Annotated in this window: 18 protein-coding genes and 1 riboswitch; of the genes, 8 read left to right on the top strand and 10 right to left on the bottom strand. The window is 42.3% G+C overall.

Features of this window, described 5'->3' with window-relative positions; all coding sequences use genetic code 11:
- Positions 1–110 precede the first annotated feature (110 nt).
- The gene (locus J5A55_RS05945) at positions 111–1,772 is read left to right on the top strand and encodes an IS1182 family transposase (protein WP_211802924.1); all 1,662 of its coding nucleotides are present in this window, start codon (positions 111–113) and stop codon (positions 1,770–1,772) included.
- Between the two features lie 197 nt (positions 1,773–1,969).
- Here the strand turns inward: J5A55_RS05945 and J5A55_RS05940 are convergent, their stop codons facing one another.
- Positions 1,970–2,260: a winged helix-turn-helix transcriptional regulator gene (locus tag J5A55_RS05940; protein WP_004384300.1), complete on the bottom strand. Its 291-nt coding sequence runs from the start codon at positions 2,258–2,260 to the stop codon at positions 1,970–1,972.
- A complete protein-coding gene (locus tag J5A55_RS05935; protein WP_004384301.1) occupies positions 2,254–2,706 on the bottom strand; it encodes a cupin domain-containing protein in 453 nt (150 codons plus the stop codon). Before J5A55_RS05935 ends, J5A55_RS05940 begins: the two co-directional genes overlap by 7 nt.
- A 235-nt stretch (positions 2,707–2,941) precedes the next feature.
- On the opposite strand from J5A55_RS05935, the gene J5A55_RS05930 reads away from it, so the two are divergent.
- On the top strand, positions 2,942–3,310 hold the full coding sequence (locus tag J5A55_RS05930) for a winged helix-turn-helix transcriptional regulator (protein ID WP_004384302.1): 369 nt from the start codon (positions 2,942–2,944) through the stop codon (positions 3,308–3,310).
- A gap of 96 nt (positions 3,311–3,406) precedes the next feature.
- Here the strand turns inward: J5A55_RS05930 and J5A55_RS05925 are convergent, their stop codons facing one another.
- From J5A55_RS05925 to J5A55_RS05905, 5 genes are all read right to left on the bottom strand, one after another.
- A complete protein-coding gene (locus tag J5A55_RS05925; RefSeq protein ID WP_004384303.1) occupies positions 3,407–4,804 on the bottom strand; it encodes a DNA recombination protein RmuC in 1,398 nt (465 codons plus the stop codon).
- A gap of 179 nt (positions 4,805–4,983) precedes the next feature.
- Positions 4,984–7,464, bottom strand: coding sequence for a bifunctional UDP-N-acetylmuramoyl-tripeptide:D-alanyl-D-alanine ligase/alanine racemase (locus J5A55_RS05920; protein WP_004384305.1), 2,481 nt, complete (start codon positions 7,462–7,464; stop codon positions 4,984–4,986).
- 96 nt (positions 7,465–7,560) lie between these two features.
- Positions 7,561–7,980 (bottom strand): Fur family transcriptional regulator, encoded by a 420-nt coding sequence (locus J5A55_RS05915; RefSeq protein ID WP_004384306.1) that lies wholly within the window; start codon positions 7,978–7,980, stop codon positions 7,561–7,563.
- 1 nt (position 7,981) lies between these two features.
- A complete protein-coding gene (locus tag J5A55_RS05910) occupies positions 7,982–8,839 on the bottom strand; it encodes a GSCFA domain-containing protein (protein WP_004384307.1) in 858 nt (285 codons plus the stop codon).
- Positions 8,840–8,921: 82 nt separating this feature from the next.
- Positions 8,922–9,659, bottom strand: a complete 738-nt coding sequence (locus tag J5A55_RS05905) for a nitroreductase family protein (RefSeq protein ID WP_004384308.1) — start codon at positions 9,657–9,659, stop codon at positions 8,922–8,924.
- A 94-nt stretch (positions 9,660–9,753) separates the two neighbouring features.
- On the opposite strand from J5A55_RS05905, the gene J5A55_RS05900 reads away from it, so the two are divergent.
- The 5 genes from J5A55_RS05900 (at position 9,754) to dnaA (ending at position 16,915) form a co-directional block, all read left to right on the top strand.
- Positions 9,754–12,354: an adenosylcobalamin-dependent ribonucleoside-diphosphate reductase gene (locus J5A55_RS05900; RefSeq protein WP_039851537.1), complete on the top strand. Its 2,601-nt coding sequence runs from the start codon at positions 9,754–9,756 to the stop codon at positions 12,352–12,354.
- Between the two features lie 75 nt (positions 12,355–12,429).
- The gene (gene folB / locus J5A55_RS05895; RefSeq protein ID WP_039851556.1) at positions 12,430–12,813 is read left to right on the top strand and encodes a dihydroneopterin aldolase; all 384 of its coding nucleotides are present in this window, start codon (positions 12,430–12,432) and stop codon (positions 12,811–12,813) included.
- Positions 12,814–12,865: 52 nt separating this feature from the next.
- Positions 12,866–14,146 (top strand): N-acetylmuramoyl-L-alanine amidase family protein, encoded by a 1,281-nt coding sequence (locus J5A55_RS05890; RefSeq protein ID WP_004384311.1) that lies wholly within the window; start codon positions 12,866–12,868, stop codon positions 14,144–14,146.
- Positions 14,147–14,155: 9 nt separating this feature from the next.
- Positions 14,156–15,136 (top strand): MlaD family protein, encoded by a 981-nt coding sequence (locus J5A55_RS05885; protein WP_004384312.1) that lies wholly within the window; start codon positions 14,156–14,158, stop codon positions 15,134–15,136.
- A 372-nt stretch (positions 15,137–15,508) separates the two neighbouring features.
- Positions 15,509–16,915: a chromosomal replication initiator protein DnaA gene (gene dnaA / locus J5A55_RS05880; protein ID WP_004384313.1), complete on the top strand. Its 1,407-nt coding sequence runs from the start codon at positions 15,509–15,511 to the stop codon at positions 16,913–16,915.
- 303 nt (positions 16,916–17,218) lie between these two features.
- Here dnaA and J5A55_RS05875 read toward each other — a convergent pair whose 3' ends face one another.
- The 3 genes from J5A55_RS05875 to J5A55_RS05865 all read right to left on the bottom strand — a co-directional run bounded on the left by J5A55_RS05875 (position 17,219) and on the right by J5A55_RS05865 (position 21,351).
- Complete coding sequence (locus J5A55_RS05875) at positions 17,219–18,043, bottom strand: thiamine diphosphokinase (RefSeq protein ID WP_004384314.1); 825 nt, start codon at positions 18,041–18,043, stop codon at positions 17,219–17,221.
- A gap of 168 nt (positions 18,044–18,211) precedes the next feature.
- A complete protein-coding gene (pnuC, locus tag J5A55_RS05870) occupies positions 18,212–18,784 on the bottom strand; it encodes a nicotinamide riboside transporter PnuC (RefSeq protein ID WP_004384316.1) in 573 nt (190 codons plus the stop codon).
- A gap of 182 nt (positions 18,785–18,966) precedes the next feature.
- On the bottom strand, positions 18,967–21,351 hold the full coding sequence (locus J5A55_RS05865; RefSeq protein ID WP_004384317.1) for a TonB-dependent receptor: 2,385 nt from the start codon (positions 21,349–21,351) through the stop codon (positions 18,967–18,969).
- A 25-nt stretch (positions 21,352–21,376) separates the two neighbouring features.
- Positions 21,377–21,475, bottom strand: a riboswitch (TPP riboswitch).
- A 958-nt stretch (positions 21,476–22,433) separates the two neighbouring features.
- Here J5A55_RS05865 and J5A55_RS05860 point away from each other — a divergent pair.
- Positions 22,434–23,468: a DUF2971 domain-containing protein gene (locus J5A55_RS05860; protein WP_004384318.1), complete on the top strand. Its 1,035-nt coding sequence runs from the start codon at positions 22,434–22,436 to the stop codon at positions 23,466–23,468.
- Positions 23,469–23,613 lie beyond the last annotated feature (145 nt).

Below are 23,613 nucleotides of genomic sequence, written 5' to 3'. Positions count from 1 at the left end.
TCAAAATAGCCACACACTCTTTTTTATGCACAAAGCCCCGACTTTCTCAAGCCAGGGCTTTGCTATTTCCTAAAGTTTTTGTACCTTTAGGCATACAAAAAAATCTCATTATGACAAAGGTACACTTTCGTTCTTACATACACAAGAAAATGATTCTTTTTCCTCAAAGAATCGATAAGGATATCGCAGAAGATAACCCTGTTCGTCTTTTAGACGCCTTGGTGGATAATCTTATATTGGATAATGTCTACAAGCTTTATAAGCCCAGTGGGCGTAAGCCTTATCATCCACAAATGATGCTCAAGGTGATTCTTTACGCCTATATGAATAATATCTATTCCTGCCGTCGTATAGAGTCGCTTCTCAAGCGTGACATTCATTTCATCTATCTGGCAGGATATGAGCAGCCTGATTTTATTACCATCAATCGTTTTCGTAATCGTGTGAAAAAGGAAATCAACAATATCTTCACACAAGTGGTATTAGTACTTGCAGCCAAAGGTTTGATAAGTCTTGACGTTGAATATATTGACGGCACAAAAATAGAATCGAAAGCCAACAAGTATACCTTCGTTTGGAAGAGAACCGTGGAAAAGAACCGCGCCAAGTTGCAGGAACAAATACGCACACTCTTGCTCCAGGTTGATGATGTCATAGCGCAGGACAATGCCGCTAAGACAGAAGGTGTCGAGTTTACTGCAGCTCTGCTCGATGAGATATCCGAGGAATTGAACAAGTCTTTGGAATCATCCCCTGAGCCTAAGACAAAAGAAGAGAAGCAGGCTGTTAGAACCAAGAAAAAACAGCTTAAAGAGCTTGAGAAGAAACGTAATAAACTCCAAGAGTATGACCAACACCTTGAGATTATGGGGGAGAGAAACTCCTACAGCAAGACCGACCTTGATGCTACGTTTATGCACATGAAGGAGGATGCTATGCGGAACGGACAGACTAAGCCTGGATATAATCTGCAGATAGCAACTGAGAACCAGTTTATCATCGACTTTGCACTCTATGCTAACCGTACAGATACGCTTACACTTCCTTCTTTCTTGGAGTCCTTCAACTCACGTTACCATCGTTATGCCAAGACAGTCGTAGCCGATTCAGGGTATGGCTCCGAGGAGAACTATCTGTTCATGGACGTACATAATATGGAAGCCTATGTGAAGTATAACTACTTCCATAAAGAGCAGCATCCACGCTATACACCTAACCCATTCTGTCCTGCAAGCCTTTATTATAATAAGGAACAGGATTTCTACGTCTGCCCTATGGGACAGCATATGAAGCGTATAGGCATGAAGCGTTCCCTAACCTCTAATGGATTCGTTACTTACAGTGTACGTTATCAGGCAGAACGCTGTGATGGTTGTCCGTTGAGAGGCTCATGTTTTAAGGCAAGAGGGAACAGAATTATAGAAGTAAACCACCAACTACAGTACTATAAACAAAAGGCACGGGAACTACTGACCTCGGAAGAAGGCATCAAGCATCGAGGACGAAGGTGCATAGAACCTGAAGCTGTTTTTGGACAAACAAAATACAATAAAGCCTACAAGAGGTTTAGGCATTTTGGAAAAGACAAGGTCAATATGGATTTTGCCTTCTTTGCTATTGCCTTTAACATAGGAAAAATGTGCAAAAAAAATAATCTCAAGGAGCTAAAAGCTATTATGGAGGTACTTTTAGTCACCTTCAGATGCTCTATAGAAGTTTATATAAGCTATTGGAAGCCCAACAAATCATTTTATATGAAATTAGCGGCATAGCTGCAGTAAATAACGAATTATGCGGTAGATGAAGTAAAGAGGAGTAGAAAAAGAGGATGTGTCCATTTTGACACACCCTCTCTTGAAATGGAGGGAACGCTCTATTGAATGCTTGTTTGTGTATGCTTTGTATATAAAGGTATTCTTTTCTGCTGTGTGTAAGGCGTTTATGACCGTGCAAATAATAAGAAGAATATTTAGTTAAGGTGCTCATTACACCAAGTTATGAGCGATGTTACTAATGGGAACAACTCTTTACCTGTTGTAGAGAGTGCGTATTTACCAGCCTTCTCCGTGATAATCTCGTCCTGTATTAATACTTGTAAGGAATCGGAGAGTTCGCTCTCAGGAACATCCCTTAGTAGTGTGTTGTATCCTTTCGAACCACTTGCACCGAGTAACTGGATAATCCACAGCGTGTCCGGTCGGCATATCCTTGCAAGGACATTACGTATCGGACACGTTGGAAATAAGGGGTCGGTTACCATTTAAGTGGCTCATTTAAGATATTTCCATCACTAGCGGGAGAGTCGCTTTCAACGAAGCTGTTTGCCTTATATTGTATGCAAAGCATGAGCAACTCGCCCTTACCTGTATTCTTCAATGCGCGTTTGCCTTCTGGAGCAACACGTATGATACTACCTTCTGAGACTGGGAATATATCTCCATCTACCTGATATTCGCCCTCACCTTTTAGTATGAAGTAAAGTTCCTCGTGCGTTTTATGTGTGTGCAAGAAGCCACTGTCTTGTCCTGGAACGAGTGTTTGGAATGATAGCTCACTACCTGTTGCGTGCAAAGCCTGCCCTGCGAACACCTTACCAGGTATCTCAATCTCGCCCATAGGGAGCACATAATCTTTGATCTCGTTGAGCTTTCCAACTGTTACTGCTGTGTAGTTCTTACCATTCTTAATTGTTTCAATCGTCTTCATAATGCTTTATTTGTTTAATTGTTATTATTTTGTTTTGACGATGCAAAGGTATATTCTTTCATAGAATCGCACAAGTAGGCACGCAAAGGTCAGCCAGTTACCTTGAAGTAAGTAATACGGTAAATAGAGAGATTGCCGTTTCTTAGTTTTACATAGTTTAACTATAAAGTAAAAGGGAACGTTGACTTTAATGGTTACTTTTGTATAGCAATAAGACACATAGACGTTATTAGAAATGAACAGAAGTGATATTAGAGATGCTCTTTACCCTAATTGTCCTATCCGAAATGTGCTCTCTAGAGTAGGAGATAAGTGGTCAATGCTGGTGCTCTTCACCCTTGAGTCGAACGATAACCAACGCTTTAAAGAGTTGCAAAGGAATATCCCAGACATCTCTCAAAAGATGTTGACAGCAACGCTAAAGATGCTTGAGGCCGATGGACTCATTCGTCGTGAAGTCTTTCCAGAGGTACCACCTCGTGTGGAGTATTCGCTTACGAAGAAGGGAAAGAGTCTGTTGCCTCTGATTGATAATCTACTCTCGTGGGCAAGTGAGAATATGGAGGATATCATCGAGTCGAGGCGGAAGTTCTTGTTGAAATAAGTTTTCCACTATTATATAAAGGTGTATAAACGAAAAGACTCCACTCATGGTGTGGTACTTATCCGACCATGAGTGGGGTCTTTTGTGATGTGTGTCTTATAGGTTATCAGGTATCTGCTTCTTCGGAGTAATCCCCAGCGTCTTCATACCTTCGAGGCGTCTAATGATATTACCTTTGCCTTCGTTGAGTTGTCCCTTAGCCTTGTTGAAGTCTGATTGGAGCTTCTCAATACTTGTCCCAATCTTTACGAAGGTTTCACCGAAGGTCACGAACTTATCGTATAGATCGTTCGACTGGCGGAGAATCTCATCTACATTCTTATTCAATCGATAGTTCTGCCACATCGTGCGGGTCAGTTGCAATGCCATGAGGAGATTGCTCGGACTGAGTACGATGATATGCTTTCTGTAGGCGTATTGTAGGATAGAAGGGTCGGTCTTGAGGGCTGCGGAATAGCCACTCTCGTAGGGGATGAACATCAAGACATAGCCGATACAACCAGGGACAATCTTCTCGTAGCCCTTAGCCGATAGCTCGTCGATGTGTTTCCGCACGGAGCTTACATGCTCTTTCAGCAATCGCTCCTGCTCATCAGGGTCTGTTTCCTTTATTGCCGATTGGTAAGCTGTGAGCGAAACCTTCGAGTCAACGACTGCTCTCTCCTTATTCGGCAACTCGATAACAGCATCTGGTCGGAAGTTATTACCCTCCTCGTCCTTGTAATTCTCTTGTAGGAAGAACTGCTGATCCTTAATAAGCCCGCAGTCTTCTAAGGTCTTTTCGAGAATCATCTCACCCCAGTCACCTTGCATCTTCGAGTCCCCCTTGAGTGCTTTCGTTAGTGAGGCGGCATCATTTCCAATGCGTTCTGTCTGTTCGCGAAGCTCCTTCACCGTTCGTTCTTGGTCTTCACGCATCGCCTTAATGGTCATTTCTTGCTCGGCATGAAGTCTCTTCATCGCCTCTTCGAAGGTCGTTTTGATCTCTGTTTTATTAGCTGCTGTCTCCTTACTGTTGTTTGTCACCGTCTGATTGAAAGCCTCCAAGCGGTCCTTCAAAGGCGTGAGTAAAGCCTCGAGACGCTCTTTATCAGCCGTATTCATCTTCTCTCGACTCTCTGAAAGCATCTGAGCCGCCATGTTACGCACCTCCTCTTGCAGCAACTTGTTCTTAGCCTCCGCCTGTTTCTGTAGTTCGTTACGTAATTCCTCGTTATGTTTGCGCTCTGCTTCCAAGCGTTGGGTGTAGCTGTTCTTGACTTCTTCTAATTGTCGGTCAGCCGCTTCTTTCGTTGCATCCACCTGTTGTGTCGCATTCTCTTTAGCGACAGCAAGGCGATCCTCTATGCTCTTTTGCTCCGCTTCCAGCTGACTGCGGAGTGCTGCCAGTTGCTCATTTGCTTTGCTCACATCCTGTGTCATCTTGCCTTTTAGCCACAAGAACGAGATGACGAAACCGATGATAAGTCCCAGAATTAAGTATATTATCTCCATAAATCTTATAGTTATTTATTTGTTACTAAGTTCATCTTAAACACAGAATACACGGATGAAAGGAAGTTATGGAGTCGTCCTTTTATCTGTGTATTCAGTGTTAAAAATGACTGTGAGAAGGTGAGTTTGATACAATCTATCCCCTCTTCAAGAGAAGAAGAGGGGATGAATAGCACTCGTTAGTCTTGGAAGTAAACCCGTTTCACACGGTTACTAATAGTGGTGAGAACCTCGTAAGGAATCGTGTCTAATACATCACTAAGGACTGTGACAGGCAGGTGGTCGCCGAAAATCTCAACGCTATCGCCCTCCTTACAATCGATACCTGTAACGTCAATCATCGCTACATCCATGCAAATATTGCCTACATATTCTGCCTTCTGACCGTTTACCAAGCAATAACAATGCCGATTCCCAAGGTGGCGATTGAGCCCATCTGCATAGCCAATAGGTATTGCGGCGATAACACTATCATGGTCTATTGAACCCTTACGAGAGTATCCTACCGTGTCACCCGCAGGCACATGGCGAAGCTGAAGGATGGTTGTTTTGAGCGTAGAAACATTGTTGATAATCTTATTTGTGCGTGGATTGATACCATAAAGACCCAATCCTAGCCTACACATATCTAGTTGACGTGCTGGGAAGTGTTCGATTCCTGATGAATTATCTATGTGTCGGATGATCTTGTGTTTGAATGCTGCTTGCAGCTTCTTACTACCCTCATCGAATAAAGCAAACTGCTTGGCTGAGAACTCATCGAAGCTATCTGCATCAGAGCCAACGAAGTGAGAGAAGACAGAACGCGGTATGATTGCATTCTGATGTTTAAGTCTATCAATCAATTCATCCATGTCTTTCTGTGGATCAAAGCCCAGTCTGTGCATACCAGTATCGAGTTTGATATGAACAGGGAAGCCCGTTATGCCTTCCTTTTGAGCGGCTTTGACGAGTGCATCAAGGAGTCGGAAACTGTAAACCTCAGGCTCAAGATCATAATCAAAGAGCGTCTTGAAGGATGACATCTCTGGGTTCATGATCATGATGTTACTTGTGATACCATTCTTGCGGAGCGTTACCCCCTCATCAGCCACAGCCACAGCAAGGTAATCGACACGATGATCTTGCAACGTCTTAGCAATCTCTACGGCTCCAGCTCCATAAGCATCAGCCTTGATCATGCACACTAGTTTGGTCTCAGGCTTCATAAAAGAACGGTACCAGTTGAGGTTATCTACCACCGCATTGAGGTTTACCTCCAATACAGTCTCATGTACTTTCTTTACCAATAGTTCGGTGAGATGGTCAAAACCAAACTGTCTTGCACCCTTTAAAAGGATCACTTCATCGTGCAAGTTAGCAAATACCTCGCTATGAATGAAGGCATTGATAGTAGCAAAGAAATGCTTTTCTCCTAAATGCTTAAAGGCATTGCGCTCTGCTAAAAGCCCTTCGCCAATGCCGATGAACTTATCAACTCCACGCTTCTCACATAGGAATGCCACCTTATTATATAGTTCCTTGTCATCCTCGCCACTCTGAAGTATATCACTCAATATCAGTGTTCTCTTGCGTCCCTTATGGTCTGGACGACGATTCATGAAGTCGAGTGCAATGTCAAGTGAGTTATAATCAGAGTTGTAGGAATCGTTGATAAGCGTGCAACCATGCTGTCCCTCTTTCACTTCCAATCGCATAGCAACAGGTTCCAATTGCGCCATTCGCTCTGCAAGAGCAGCCTGCGTTACACCTAAATGTAGTGCAACAACAGCACAAGTGATAGAGTTCTCCACACTTGCATCATCGATAAATGGGAGCTTATACTGGGCTTCTTTCCCACCTTTCCATGTGTAAGTAACGGTAGTCTCAATGTCCTTCTTCTCAATAGACTTTATATAGAACGTTGCGTCCGTATGCTTTGTTGACCAACTAAGTTGCTCTCCTTGGTAGTTATATTGAGCCAAGCAATGTGTCAGAACATCGTCATCCATAGAATAGACAATCGCTTGCGTGTCATGGAAAAGACATAACTTCTCCTTACATTTAGCCTCTATGGAAGGGAAGTTCTCTTGGTGAGCTGTACCCAAACTAGTGAACACTCCGATGGTAGGTTGTATGATATCGCGCAACGCCATCATCTCTCCTGGCTTACTGATGCCCGCTTCGAACACCCCTACTTGGGTGTTTTCATTGAGCAACCAAACCGATAGTGGGACACCGATCTGAGAGTTATAACTTCTTGGAGAACGCGTTACCACCATTTGAGGAGATAGTAGTTGATAAAGCCATTCCTTAACCATTGTCTTGCCATTAGAGCCTGTTATGCCCACAATCGGTATGAGGAACTCATCGCGATGACGCTCTGCTAGACGTTGCAAAGCCTCTAGGCTGCCCACAACCTTTAGGAAGTTTGAACCCGAGTAGAGCGTTTCCCAGTTATCTGGAACTACCTCTACTACGAAGTTCCTAACGCCCCTTGCATATAGTTCCGGTATATAGTTATGACCATCATTACGCTCTGTTTTGAGTGCAAAGAACAATGTTTCTTCAGGGAAGCAGAGTGATCGACTGTCGGTGAGAACGAAGCTTATATTAGCCTCTTTAGTACCATATCGGCGTGCACCAATTAGTGTCGTTACCTTCTCAATAGTATAATTCATTACTATTCTAATTGTTTTAATCTCTTGCAAAGATAATCAAAACTATTAATACAACATCTTATCTTGACCGTTTTTTATTACTTATTGATAAAGAATCTACCGATGGGAGCAATCTGGGCAGATTCCTTTAATCATGTAGTTAACGGCTGTCTGCCTATAACCAGTAGGTAAATTGACTTGCGGAACGGGTATTTCATTGAGGCAGAAGGTGCGATGGCAGTGTTCACAATAGAAGTGTACATGTATGTCTTCATCGGTTTCTTTGTTCAGACTATGACATAGTTCGTAACGCACAATGTCGTTCCCATCTTCCAACTGATGCACTAAATGATGGCTTTTGAAGTGTGATAACGTGCGGAAGATACTCGACTTATCCATCGTGAGGAGCATTGTTTCCAATTCTCTCATTGATACTGGATAATCCAAGGAAGACATGATTTTGGCTATTAGTATTCGATTGGCTGTTAGCTTAATACCGTGTTGCTCCAGTAAGCGTTCTATCTGTTGAGCGTTCATATCAGCATTGTTTCAGTTGTTCTTCGTCTATTTCTAGGTCGGGATATAGCTGTTTTAAGCGTCGAGCTTTCTCTTTGGTCTTCTCTAGAAAGAGCCGATAAGTCTCCGAGTCGGGATTGAATGGGCGATGTCCTAACGCCTCCTTAATAGGACGCCAAGCCTCCAGAAACTTCTTAGCTTCCGATGAGAAGCAAGTCTCAACGAGCCGTTCCCAGATGTATTCAACGGCTTGTTCGTTAGGATGTAACATATCCGCTTTATAGAAGCGATAGTCTCGCAGCTCATCATTCACTATCTCGTAAGCAGGGAAATAATAGACCGCCTCGCCTTCCTCTCGTGCTAGTTTATCAGCTGCCAAAAGTAATGTTGCCTTTGACAACTGGCTCCCGTGAAAGCCATATTTTGCATATCTTATCGGACTAACAGTCACTATCACCTTCACATTTGGGTTTTGTTTCCTTAATAAATGGATGGCTTCACGTAGGGCATTAGCCGATTCGTCAATCGTTAACTCCTGTTCGTTGAAAAGGTTTTGAGGGCGTTTTTGACAATTATCCACGATCTCTCCCGTAGCTTTCTCTATGTAGACATGGTTAGTCCCAAGCGTGAATACCACTATATCAAACGCCTGATTGGATAGTTTCCGTACTGTGTGAAGGATGGAAACTGGGTTATACATCACCCCAAAAGGGTTGACTTTCGTGCGAAACTTCTCCTCTTTGAATCGCTTCCCGATGTTATCTGCAAAGCAAGAACCCACAAAGAGGACTCTTTCGCAGGGCTTGAATGAGAAGTTCGGAATAGGGATGTCTATAATAGTTCGGAATTTCATAAAGGTAAGATAACTTATTCTTTGCATTGAAGAGGGCGTTTCTTTGCTATGAAGGAAGCCTCTCTTTGATGGGAAGAAACGCCCTCTTTAATATAAGGAAGGCGTCTCCTTAGAGGAACCCCTGCTGTCTTAGTGCTTCAAGCAAGCCCACAGACATAGCCTCGTTATCCTTCTTTGTATAACGAATATCGGTATATACCTGTGCAAGTGTTTCTTTCTTGTTCAGCTCAACGAAGTCTTTATTCTCTTTCAAGTTCTCCTTTTGCGTGTAAAACTCGTCTATTCTCTCGGGTGTATAATCGTTGTAAGTCTCATTGTGAATAATACTCTTCAATGGCAAACGATCGGTCTGCTCGGGTGTTTCAGCAGCCCATCCCAAGGTGATAGTAGCAACTGGCATGACCAAACGAGGCAATTCTAGTGCTTCAATTAGTGCTTTTGGACTATAGATCGTAGTGCCCAGGAAGCAGGTTCCCAAGCCCCTTTCTTCAGCGAGATTACAGAAAGTTTGGCAATAAAGAAGGGCATCTGTCGCCGCATTTAGGAATGACAAGAAGTTGTCATAACCAGGTGTTCCTTTCCTTTGTGCCGCCCATAAGGTTGTTCGGCGATAGTCTGCACAGAAGGTTAGAACCGCTGGAGCTTCCGTAACCATGGGTTGATTGAAGTGTGCCGGAGCGATCTTCTTCTTCATTTCCGGGCTTCGGGTGATAACGACCGAATAGAGTTGCAGGTTGCCCATAGTTGGTGTTCTCTCTGCAACCGATAGGAGTTCTCTTAACAAGTCATCCGATACATCCTCTTGAGAATATCGTCTTATAGTTCTTCTTGAATTGATAGTTTCCATTGCTAATAACTTTGTTTCGACAAAGTTAAGCAAATGTTTTAGAATTAAGAAAACAATTCGTAACTTCGCAGTCGTTAATTTTCTAAAAAGGACAATGGTAACTAATCAAACTTACTCATTCGATGAGGTCTATCAGACTTCATTAGCTTACTTCAATGGAGATGAGCTTGCTGCTCGTGTCTGGGTGAACAAGTATGCCATGAAAGATAGCCTCGGTAACATTTATGAGAAGTCTCCGGAGCAGATGCACAGACGTATTGCCAAGGAGATAGCTCGTATCGAGCACAAGTATAAGAACCCCTTAACAGAGGAAGAGATATTCAATCTTTTGGATCATTTCCGGTACATTATTCCAGCTGGAAGTCCGATGACCGGAATCGGTAATGACCATCAGGTAGCATCGTTATCCAACTGTTTTGTGATTGGATTAGATGGCGATGCCGATTCATACGGTGCTATCCTGCGTATAGACGAAGAGCAGGTTCAACTGATGAAACGCCGTGGAGGCGTTGGACATGACCTAAGTCACATTCGCCCGAAAGGCTCACCAGTCCATAACTCTGCCCTTACCTCTACTGGACTTGTCCCATTCATGGAACGCTACTCCAATAGTACAAGGGAGGTTGCACAGGATGGTCGTCGTGGTGCATTGATGCTCTCTGTGAGTATTAAACACCCAGACTCTGAGGCGTTCATAGACGCTAAGATGGAGGAAGGAAAGGTCACTGGGGCTAACGTGTCAGTAAAGATTACGGATGAGTTCATGCGTGCTGCCATTGATGACAAGCCTTATGAGCAGCAGTTCCCAATAGATTCTACGGAGCCAAAGTGCACTAAGAAGGTTTCTGCAAAGGCTCTTTGGGAGAAGATTGTGCATAATGCTTGGAAGAGCGCAGAGCCTGGTGTGCTCTTTTGGGATACTATTATTCGTGAGAGCATACCTGATTGTTATGCCGACTTAGGCTTTCGCACGGTCTCTACTAACCCTTGCGGTGAGATTCCTTTGTGCCCTTATGATAGCTGCCGATTGCTCTCGTTGAATCTATACTCTTATGTTTTAGATCCGTTCACAGACCATGCTTGCTTCGACTTCGACCTCTTTAGCAAGCATGCACAGCTAGCGCAACGTATCATGGATGATATCGTTGACCTCGAGATGGAGAAGATTGATCTTATCATGGCGAAGGTTAAGAGCGACCCACAAGTTGATGAGGTGAAGGAAGCCGAGTACCATCTTTGGGAGAAGATAAAGGATAAGAGCGGTAAAGGTCGTCGAACAGGAGTGGGCATAACTGCCGAAGGTGACATGATAGCTGCAATGGGTCTGCGTTATGGAACACAAGAGGCTACCGACTTCTCCGTTAGTGTTCATCGTGCGTTGGCATTGAATGCTTATCGTTCTTCCGTTCGAATGGCAGAGGAGCGCGGAGCCTTTGCTATCTATGATGCAAAGCGTGAGGAGCATAACCCCTTCATACTCCGCTTGAAGGAAGCTGATGCACAACTTTATGAGGAGATGATACGTTACGGGCGTCGCAATATAGCCTGTTTAACGATTGCTCCAACCGGTACTACGTCCTTAATGACACAAACTACTTCGGGCATAGAACCCGTCTTTATGCCTGTTTATAAGCGTCGCCGAAAGGTGAATCCAAATGATACTGATGTGCATGTAGACTTTGTTGATGAGGTTGGAGATTCCTTCGAAGAGTACATCGTGTACCATCGTAAGTTCCTAACATGGATGGAAGTGAATGGTATTGATACTCAAAAGAAGTACAGCCAAGAGGAGATTGATACGTTGGTAAAGCGTTCACCTTATTATAAAGCTACTGCCAACGATGTTGACTGGCTGATGAAAGTACGCATGCAAGGTACTATTCAGAAGTGGGTTGACCACTCCATTTCAGTTACAGTGAACCTCCCTAACAGCGTTGATGAGGCTCTTGTCAACAAGTTATACGTTGAGGCTTGGCGCAGCGGATGCAAAGGCTGCACCATATATCGTGATGGTAGCAGGTCCGGAGTGATGATATCTGTATCGAAGAAAGATAAGAAGAAAGAGACTAATACAGCCGAGGAAGAGAAGGTGAAAGACCTTACTTCAGCCGAAGAACACCATGAGCATGTATGCAACCGACCGCAAGTAGTGGAGGTTCGACCTAAGGAACTCGAGTGCGATGTGGTACGTTTTCAGAATAACAAGGAGAAGTGGGTGGCCTTTGTTGGGCTGTTGGATGGTTATCCATACGAGATCTTTACGGGTCTTCAAGACGATGAGGAAGGTATTGCCTTACCAAAGAGTGTTACCAAGGGAAAGATCATCAAGCAGACAGCAGAGGATGGTAGCCATCGTTATGACTTCCAGTTTGAGAATAAGCGAGGCTATAAGACGACTGTTGAAGGCTTGTCGGAGAAATTCAATCCAGAGTATTGGAACTATGCAAAGCTCATCTCTGGTGTGCTTCGTTACCGTATGCCGATAGACCATGTCATAAAGCTTGTAGGCTCATTGCAGCTTAAGAACGAGAGTATTAACACTTGGAAGAATGGTGTGGAACGTGCTTTGAAGAAGTACGTAACCGATGGTACGAAGGCTTCAGGGCTCCGTTGCCCTGTTTGCGGACAGGAGACTCTTGTTTATCAGGAGGGTTGCTTGATTTGTACTAATTGTGGTGCTTCTCGTTGTGGATAATCTTATGGGGGTGTATTAAGTGCTTATAGGGCATTTAATGCACCTTCTTTTTATCTTTAAAACTAATGTTTAATGATGGAATTAACGTCTACTTATATTCTTTTACAGGGTCTTCAATATCATGCCTTTATAGGAGTTGGAGAACAAGAGCAGGTTGTTGGCAATGATTATGTGCTTGATCTCCGATTGGGTTATCCCTTTGCTGAAGCCATGGAGAGCGATGCTGTCAATGATACATTGAACTATGCTGATGTGTTCAATGTCGTTTCAGAAGTGATGAAGCAACCTTCGAAACTGTTGGAAGCAGCAGCAGGAAAGATTGTAAAAGAGTTGTGTGCGCGATACAAGCGGCTGGAGAGTATAGACTTAAAGTTGGTGAAGAGGAATCCACCGATGGGTGCGGATTGTGATAGCACAGGCGTTGAATTACACTTAATAAATGATAAAACCAAGGATTAGAACCATGGTTTCCAAATGAAAAACCGTACCTTTGTCCTCTAAATAATTAAGTATGTTTAAGAAAATAACGCTTTTCATTGTTTTCTTTGTATTGTTCGTAGGCACTTCATGGGCTGCGAACGGGCGCTTCACACTTGTTATTGATGCTGGTCATGGCGGTCATGACGCTGGCGCTTTAGGTGCTATATCAAAGGAGAAGGACATCAATTTGAACGTAGCATTAGCCTTTGGACGTTATGTGGAGCAAAACTTACCAGACGTGCAAGTGATTTATACACGTAAGACGGATGTCTTTATTCCTCTACATCAGCGTGCCGATATAGCGAATAAGGCTAAGGCTGACCTCTTTATATCGGTTCACACCAACTCTGTTGTACCCGGTCATTATGCTAAGGGATTCCAAGTTTATACCTTAGGTATGCACCGTGCGAAGGATAACCTTGATGTTGCGATGCGCGAGAACTCGGTTATTTCGATGGAGAAAGGCTACCAACAGACTTATCAAGGCTTTGATCCAAAATCTTCCGAAAGCTATATTATGTTTGAGTTCATGCAGAATGCAAACATGGAAAAGAGTGTTGAGCTGGCGAGATTGATACAACGTTCGGTGTGTTCTAGTGCCAATCGCATTGATAAAGGTGTGCACCAAGCTGGTTTCTTGGTGTTGCGTGAGAGTTATATGCCTAGTTGTCTGATAGAGTTAGGCTTTATTACTGCAGCAGATGAGGAGGAGTTCTTAAATAGTCCAGATGGTATTGATGCCATGGCAAAGGGTATTTACAATGCTTTCGTTAAGTACAAGAACATGTACGACACGCATATTGTCGTACCATATAAGGCTGCTGACAATAGGAAGATTAGTGTTACAAGGGTGGTGCCAGTGCCTCCTTCGGGGCAACCGAACCTCGTGTCATCTAACACTATGGCGCAATCTACAAAAAAGGTTCCTACTAAGAAGACGATAAAAGAGGCTCCGAAGAAAGAAACTCCGGTATCTTCTTCTAACAAAACAAAGACTGATGCAAAGAAAGATAATAAGGTAAGTGCGCCCATTAATGCTCCTATCTTCAAGGTTCAAGTGATTGCTTCAAGTCGTCAACTACGCCCTGGTTGTGAACAGTTTAAAGGTCATAAGGATATAGAATGTATCCAAGAAGGATCTTGGTACAAATATACAATAGGTAACAGTACTAACTATAATGAGATAGCACGCCTACGTGAGAAGTTGAAGAAGGACTTTCCTCAAGCATTTGTTATAGCTTATAAAGCAGGCAATCGCATGGACACAAACGATGCTATCAACGAGTTTTTAAAGAATAAAAGGAATAAGTAAGGAAGTAATATGAGTAAGTTTTTCACGCCACAAGTTAAGATTGCACTCGTCGCTATATTGGGTGTTGTAGTATTGTTCTTCGGTATGCAGTTCCTAAAGGGACTCTCTATTTTCTCGACGGACACGCACTATCAGATGCGATTCAGTAATGTAAGTGGACTCTCAACGTCCACTCCTGTGTATGCAAATGGCTTTAAGGTTGGTACCGTAAAGAGCATAGAATACGATTATGCTAAGCCTGGAGAACCAATCATCGTCGGCGTAGATATCGATAAAAGCATGAACATTCCAGAGGGAACAAAGGCTGATATTATCAGTGATGTTATGGGTAATGTGAAAGTTGACTTAGTGCTTGGAACGAGTAGCAAGACGCTAGCCTCGAATGGAATTATTGATGGTCGTATTAATGACGGAGCTTTGGGACGAATGAAAGATATGGTTCCCTCCATTCAAAAGATGCTACCCAAATTGGATAGCATACTTGTTAGTATCAACTCACTCTTGGCTGATCCTGCTGTGAGAAGTTCCATCCATAATGTTGATCAAGTTACTGCAAACCTTACGAATTCGACGCGTGAAGTAAACCAGTTACTCGCTCAGATGAATCATTCATTGCCAGCTTTAACCACGAAAGCAGGTAGAGTGATGGATGGAGTTAACGACTTAATGGCAAATGCAAATGGCGGTATAACAGAAGCACGTGGTGCTATTCATGGTGCTAATGGCATGATCTCTACATTAAATAATAAGGTGAGTGGAATCGATGTAGAGGGTACAATGGCAAAGGTAAATACCACCCTTGACCACATGAACTCACTCACTGCAAAGCTAAATAGTAATGAGGGGAGCCTCGGACTATTGATGAATGATGCCTCTCTTTACAATAACTTGAACAGTACGATGCGTAGTGCTGATAGCCTACTTGTCAATCTCAAGGCTCATCCGAAACGCTATGTTCACTTCTCACTGTTCGGTAGAAAGGATAAGTAATTTAAATATCGTCTAAATTAAAAGATAGGTGTTTCACATGCAAGAGATGATTTAAAAGATACGTGTAAATCAGTTCCTTTGCTTGTCTCTTGCTTCTGTTCCACTCTTTAGACACGTTTTCTCTCTTTTCATATCGAAACCTTTTGACAATCAAGATATTATAATTGGGCAAACGACACATTATATATATAGATGCTTAAATAGCTGCAAAGTACGATAAGATAGCTATTTATGCGATTTAGATAGGTGTAGAGCAAATCGGAGGAAATAGGTTGTTTATTATTTAATTATTACCTTTGCATGTGTGTTAGAACTAGGAATGGTTTATCAACACACCATTTGTAGAAAGACATAAGAAACGTAGATATCAATATGAACGTCAATCCTAAACAACTTTGGGATCAGTGTCTCCAGCTTATAAAGGAGAATGTTACCGAGCAGCAATACGATACTTGGTTTCGTCCGATAGTACTTCAATCCTATCAGCCGGCCAGTAAGACATTGTTGGTTCAGGTGCCAAGTCAGTTCGTATATGAATATTTGGAAGAGCATTACGTTCCTTTGTTGCGTAAGACTCTCATACGTGTCTTTGGTCAAGGTGTTCAATTGAGTTATCGTGTGATGGTCGATCAGGAGCATCACTTATCACAAGACTTACAACCAGACACAGTCGAAGAGATCTCCTCACAGAGACCTACTGCTCGTGGTAACCAAAGTCCTACGATTTTGGACGCAGTGCCTCAAGACCTTGATTCGCAACTTGATCCTCATAAGTCATTCACTAACTATATAGAGGGAGATAGCAATAAATTGCCTCGTTCAATAGGACTTTCTATTGCAGAACATCCTAGTACAACGCAGTTCAATCCAATGTTTATTTATGGACCTTCTGGCTGTGGTAAGACGCATCTCGTCAATGCCATTGGATTGAAAGTTAAGCAGCTTTATCCCGAAAAGCGTGTGTTATATGTTTCTGCACGCCTTTTCCAAGTGCAGTACACAGATTCTGTTAGACAGAACACCACCAATGATTTCATTAATTTCTACCAAACGATTGATGTCTTAATAGTGGATGATATACAAGAGTGGATCACTGCTACCAAGACACAAGACACTTTCTTCCACATCTTTAATCACCTTTTCCGTAATGGAAAACGTATAATCTTAGCCAGTGACCGCCCTCCTGTAGATCTTAAAGGAATGAATGATCGCTTGTTGACACGTTTCTCTTGCGGTCTTATTGCAGAGCTGGAGAAGCCAAATGTACAGCTTTGTGTGGATATCTTGCACAATAAGATTAAGCGTGATGGGCTTAGTATTCCAGAGGACGTGATTAAGTTTATCGCAGAAACGGCTAATGGTAGTGTGCGAGACTTGCAAGGTGTTATCAACTCTCTCTTGGCTTATAGCGTTGTTTATAACAGTAACGTCGATATGCGACTGGCTGAACGTGTTATCAAGCGTGCCGTAAAGATCGATGATGAACCACTAACCATTGATGATATCTTGGATAAGGTTTGTACACACTTCAGCGTTACCACCTCTGCTGTCAACTCTCGTTCACGCAAGAAGGACATTGTTATGGCGCGTCAGGTGAGCATGTATATGGCACAGAAATATACGAAGATGCCTGCAAGCCGTATCGGTAAGTTGGTGGGCAATAGAGACCACAGTACAGTTATTCACAGCTGTTCTAAGATAGAAGACAGGCTTAAGGTGGATAAGGGTTTCTATGCAGAATTGGCAAGTATAGAGAACTCCTTTAAGTTGAAAGCATAAGTTTTTTGTCAATGGGGGTTACAATGAAGCGTATAATTATTGTAACTTATTATTAGTAGATAGATGTGACTTAAAGTAGACCTAACTTCTTCTTATCTTCTAAATGGGCTTTGTGAATTAGGAAAAATAGTTTAATTTTCTCTGTAAAATATCCTTAATCCTTTTGGAAAATAGACTATTTTTCGTATAAGAGACGTCCTTCTTTAAGCTGTCTTGATACTTTCTCTGTTCTATATAAGGACTTTCTGAAAGTAAAGAAAGACTTTTAATCATTGATAATGAGCAGCCTCTAAACAATAATTATTAAATGTTTCTATGTGTCCGATAGATTAAATAGTCTCCATCGGCATGGATAGTAAAGGATGTGGAAAGGGCTTCGTTCAGTGTTCCCTGCCATATTTCTGCGAAGGGGTATATGTCCCATTTGAGCCCTTCGCTACTTAGTTCCTTGCAAGAAGCATTGAAAATGCTTACTTGTTGACCTGCAAAAGAAGAGAAGGTGTTTGTACCTGATGCAGGTACAAACCATCCGTAATCGGTCAACATGAGGGGGGCTATGCTTAGTTGACGATGGTAATAAAGCATTAAAGAGATGTTCCCTAGCGTGTGATCTTCTCGTTTGCCAGTTGCTCCGAGGTAGCAGAAGCGGGGACGGGTATGGGTTGATGCGTCCATCTTCAAGTGTGAACGAGCAAAGAGGGTCGCCTTGGTGAGGTCGTTAAACTCTTGTTCTGATATATGATGATAAATGTGTGCATAGCGTTGTTTCAGCTCTTCAGAGAGAGAGTCGCCGTCGCCCACTACTGCCGTTGGCTCTATCTCATATTCAAGTAGATCCTTGAGTGCGCCATCACATACAATGAGATTATCCGCAGTGCGTAGGATGCGAAGGGGTAGGATGTGGGTGGGAAAGTCGCCAGCTGCAAGGATGACGGAGTTAAAGCCTCCCCAAGCCCCTCCGAAGGAGGGGATGTGCCTAGCGGAAGACACTTCCCCTAATGCCTCTGGAGGAAGGGAGTTAAAGCCTTCCCCAACCCCTCCGAAAGGAGGGGAGTACCTAGCGGGGGGTTCGTTGGGGATGTGAGGATGTTGTTCGTCCTTGTTATTCTCTTTGTTATTGATAATCATTTGTTGTGTTGTTCTATTTTATTGTAGCTCTCTTTCGAGAGGCTTTGTATGCGTTTTATTTATTACAGTAACTTCTTCTCCTATGAATATATTTTGGAGAACTCTGATGAAACCTTTATTCCGTTAGGCACATCCCCTCCTTTGGAGGGGCTTGGGGAGGCTCCTTTTCTATTCCTTTAAGAGGGGCTTGGGGAGGCTTCCCCTCCACTTAAAGTACCCTGCCACAGCGATAATCGTGTAGAGAGCATATAGCCCTGCGGTGAAAGGAATTCCTTTATAAAGGTAGAGTCCTGCCAGTTCGATGTCGACGACAATCCAGATCCACCATTGTTCGATGTATTTCTTTGCTAATGCCCACAGTCCGATGAAGCTGAGTGCATTGCCGAAGCTGTCTAATACTGGTACGGTAGAGTTCGTGAAGTTGATGAGAATGAGGTAGAGTGCGCCCCATAGGACGAGGAAGACAAGGATTGACGGGAGTATCAACCGACGTGGATAGTGTGTGATAGGAATCTCCTCCGCCCCTTTCTTCCGTCCGAACTTCCAATACAAGAAGCCATAAATGGCTGCTAATGTATAATATATCTGCATTCCAAAGTCCGCATATAGTCCCGCCTCGTAATAGACAACCATATAGATGGCAGGCATGATAATACCCGTCAGCCAAAGCCATATACTCGCTTTGTATTCTTGATAGATGTAAATGAGGCCGACGATGCAGCCCAGCATGTCTAGTGTCATAATGATGGCCTCACCCCCAACCCCTCTCCTATTGGAGAGGGGAGTGGAATGTGGCGTTTGCTAAGTTTATAATGTAATAGTTAAACTCGAATAGTAACCTTCTCATATATATATGGTTTATCATTTAGGGAAGTCTCGGTATCTACTCCCCCTCTCCAATCGGAGAGGGGGCGGGGGTGAGGCTAGAACTTCACCGCAACATTCCCCATCACATTAAAGCCTGCCATTGGGATAAAACCAATCTGCGTGTAACGGTTCTCGTTAGGATGACCGTCATTGTCGAGGATAGAGCTATATACCCATCCGCTGGCAGCATAATGGCGATTGAAGATGTTGTTAAGATTCACACCGAAGATAACTTCCTTCAAACCGATAAGACGCTTTGCAGGACGGAGAGAGTAGCTGATGTTGACATTCGTCTGTGAATAGCAAGGCAACGAACGGGTTATGTTCTCGGTGTTATCGAGATACTGACGACTTACGAAGTTTGTATGCCATACAGCCTTAATGCCTTTGTAATGCAAATCGAGGAAGCCATTGAGGATGGCTGATGGGGAGAATGCCAAAGTAGAGTGATTATAATGTATCTTGCGGAAAGAATCATCAAAGTTGACACTTGCCATTTCGTCGAAGTCCTTAATAACATTACGACTTAACGCAGCGTTACCTTCGACAGTCAACCATGACAGCGGACTCCAGCCAGCTTCCAACTCAGCACCCATACGGTAGCTGTTCTTGATGTTTGTGGTAAGATTCTCGCCGATGTCACTCTTCTCGCCAGTCTGCACAAACTGATTCGTATAGTCCATATAATAAAGGTTTACGCCTGCATGCCAGTTATTACCTGTGTACTGATAGCCAAGCTCTATATCCATCAATCGTTCTGGCGAAGGTGCAGGGTAACTACCATTGTTGGTAAAGTTATTGCGTTCTGGTTCACGGTTAGCATAGGCGATGGATGTATAAGCCTTGTGCCCATCACGATAGTAACTTACGCCCGCTTTAGGATTGATAAAGTCATAATGCTTATTGATATTCAACAGTTGATTATGGTATCCGTTGGCATCTTTACGGAACCTATCATTTTCGCCATTGGTTCTATATTCCACGCGGCGATACTGAAGGTCGATAAACGTATTCCAGTAGTTGTTAAAGTGGTAATTAGCTTTGAAGAAACCGCTGTAATCGAACTTACGAGCGTCAGAAGAATAATACTTATAATCCTTGCCGTTAGGTCGGAACTTGTTGTCGACCTGTTGGTCTTTGATATATGTAAGATATCCGAAGTGATCACCTCGGAACTGTTGGAGATTCAAGCCACCCATCACATCCCAGCTTTCATCTTTATAGTTGAGATTATAGATAACGCCGTAGGTGTGTTGTGACAAACCCTTACGACGCACGAGGTCAGTCTTTGCTATCTGTGTGCCAGTATTGTCGGTGAATTGCAAACCAAACTTAGCCAGCTTTGTTTTCCGCTTGAACTCGCTGTAATAACCATAACCATAAGTATAATGTAAGGTTATGTTATGGCTCCAATGCTGTGCAGGATGAATAAGGAAAGAAAGGATGTTGTGATTCTGATAGAAGTTATCGGTAGTCTTCTTCCAAAACGAACCATCGCGCATCTTAAATCGTTCCGTTTGATAATTCCCAGCAGCATCTTTGACGAAAGCACCATTATTGTCTGTCTGCAAATACTCGTATAGGGAATTGAATTTGCCTAATCCTCTATCGTAAAGATCCTTGTAAGTTTTAATACCCGTATGTACCCCGAAAGTACCATCCATCAAACTAAGATCGCCGCTACCAGCGACAACTCCATGCCAAGCCTGCCCCGTCTTCTCAAAGTTTCCGATGTTCTTGTAGCTAATGCGGAAGTTATCTCCTAACCAAGTCAAACCGCCATAGTAAGAACCCGACCGCCCGCTTGTTCCGTGAACATAACCATCGGTTGCTGTCTCGTGATATGCCCCATCAAAGATAAGATGATTGAAGAGCAAACCCGTTGAGAACTTCATTCCTGCGTTGTAAGTGTTATACGAACCGTATGATGCACTGACCTCTGCGCTCGGCGTCCGCATGGGTGAACTCATAGCCAAAGAAACCGAACCACCGAAAGCACCATCGCCGTTTGTAGATGTTCCGATACCGCGCTGTATCTGTACACTTCCCATAAGCGAAGCATACGAATTCATGTTCGCCCAGAACACAGACTGATCTTCTGGCGAGTTTAAAGCCACACCATCTAAGGTGATATTAATGCGACTTCCTGCTGCGCCTCGTATGCGCATTGCTGCAGTACCCGTTCCTAATCCGTTCTCGCCCCAAGCTAACACGCCTGGCGTTTGAGCTAATAAGAAAGGTAATTCACGTCCTGTTTTAGAGAAAGCCTCAAGTTCTGATTTCTTGATGTTAGCCACTGCATAAGGAGCATTCTTTTGTACTCGAACGCCAGCTACTATTACCTCTTCCAAGTGCTGTTGCTTGAGCGTGTCAGTTACTTCTTGTGCCTTTGTTGTTGCTACACATGTTAATGCAGCAGTGAATAGGATAATTCTTTTCATATCCTTTTAGTAATGATATTAAAATATAAATAAGGGGAATTTTCCCTACGACGGCATTACCCGTATCAGGTCAATGGGTATATTCTCAGCAAGCCCAAACAGGCAAGCACCCCCTAACTTCCGCTTTGGAAGTCGGTGCAAAAGTAATACATTCTTATCAAACTGCCAAAAGTAATCTGTACAAATATCGTATGCGTGTGTTTATATTCGTGTCTTCCTAATACGTGGAGTAGTAAGACTGGCTCAGCAGAAATATTGAGGGATAAACCAAAACTCTTACATATAAGGCACACAGAGCCACAGAGTTGACAGAGCTAATAGTAATATCATGGAGGTGCCAGTGATACAAAGAGTGACGGAGATATAGCGTACAGAATCCTAATACTTTTTAGATAAATATTTTGAACAGAATATGTCTAATATGATTGGCAAACAAGCTCTGTCGCTCCATGCACCGATGGTGCCTCCGTGCCTACCGTCACTTTGTCTTAATAATTCTCCATTTACTCCGTGCCTCTGTGTGACATTTCTTTAATACTCTAAATTCAAGAGGTAAACCTTATCTCACCAAACTACTGATGCCCTATAAATATTCTCTAATGGAAGAACCTGTTACACTTCTCACAATATAAGTTTAGTTTTGATTTGCTGTCACTTTTAACATTTTAATTAACTCCTCTGTAAACCAACGAGTTATCTTATACTTTTAAGTGATAGCAGTGACAGAAAAATCCGTTTTAGACAAGTGTTTGGTTGCTGAGGCACAGAGGCTGAGCGTGTAGGGTATTCAATCGTCATAGAGATATTAAAAAGGTTTAGGAAGAAACCGAGCAGAATGTAAGAAAGAGTGATGGTTATATCGACAATGCCACAACGCCCAAGTCTATGATTTTTGGGTGTCGAACCACACCGAGGGATATTGCCACATTTATTGACGATTTTCAGAAAATTACTTGTATATTTCGAGGATTTTGACGAATTTTGTGTAAATATTGTATATATGTTGACTTGAGCTTAATGCGTGAATTCAACAATAAGTGTAACTTTTTAAATAGATTTGGTAACTTAATTTAATTTAGCCAATGAGTATAGGATATAAATACAGAGCGAATATAATAGAAAAAAATAATTATCTTCGTGACATAGATTCTCTTTTAAAAGATGAATTATGGGCATCCTCATTTGATGACCTAAATGATCCTTTTGAAACCGAGTATATAGATAATATAAGCCGGGATTTGAACACGCTCAAAGAGTTGTTCAACATGAATATCAATGATGTGCAAGCTAAATGGGAAAATTTGAAGCGAATTAAAGAGAACTTAGGCATATATTCTTTATCTCTGTCTGAGAAGGATTATCCTTCAAGCAATTTGATGTGGTCACATTATTCAAATTCTCATAAGGGTTTTTGTATAGCGTACGATATTGATAAATTAAAGGATAGTGAGATATTGCCTTTCAGTGTGGATAGTGTAGAAGTTAAATATGTAGAAAATGTTCCGAAAATAGATGTAAACGATATTGCTCATAGGATAGATTTTATTGTAAAAATGTTTGGAACGAAAATGAAAGTCTGGCAATATGAAAAGGAAATAAGGCTCCTATATTCGACTTTTGGTATTAAGCATTATTCTCCGTTTGCCTTAAAAGCTGTTTATTTTGGCTTATATATGGACGAACAATATCAAAGTATAATTATTGATGGATTACAAAATAGAGATATAAAATTCTATAAGATGAATAGAAAAGAAAACTCGTATGAAATTTTACCTATTTCCCTTTGCGAGAATAGCCGAAAAATAGATGAAAAGTTACCTCTTGATTTGTTTGAAGTCTTGAAGATTGATCATAATTATACAGTTGAAAATTTTCATATACTGTATAAAGGTTTTCTGAAAGATGAAGCAACTTTACAAAGGTTCTCTTCTAAATTTCGAGAACAGTATTCAACCAAAGAAGCAAATATCTTTATCTATGATGATAAAAATATTCTGGATTTAATTGGAAAATACCCTTTGTATGGGAATGATCAATATAGACTTGCTAGCCATTTAATTGCGATGTCTACATTTGATGCTCCTAATGATATTTGGATGTATCCTGATAAAAGTTAATAATAGGAATTGGAGTGATTAAGTCTATCTAAAATCCAAAAGTAGGCAGTTGAATATTTTAAAATATAAGTTTGAGTATAATTTAATTTCTGAAGTTTTTCGTAGATATCTGTGAAAATATGAATAGATGATGCCAAGTATCGTA

The organism is Prevotella veroralis (genome assembly GCF_018127765.1).
Lineage (GTDB): Bacteria > Bacteroidota > Bacteroidia > Bacteroidales > Bacteroidaceae > Prevotella > Prevotella veroralis.
Note: the sequence above shows the minus strand (reverse complement) of the source record. Positions and strands in the feature narration are given on the sequence as shown.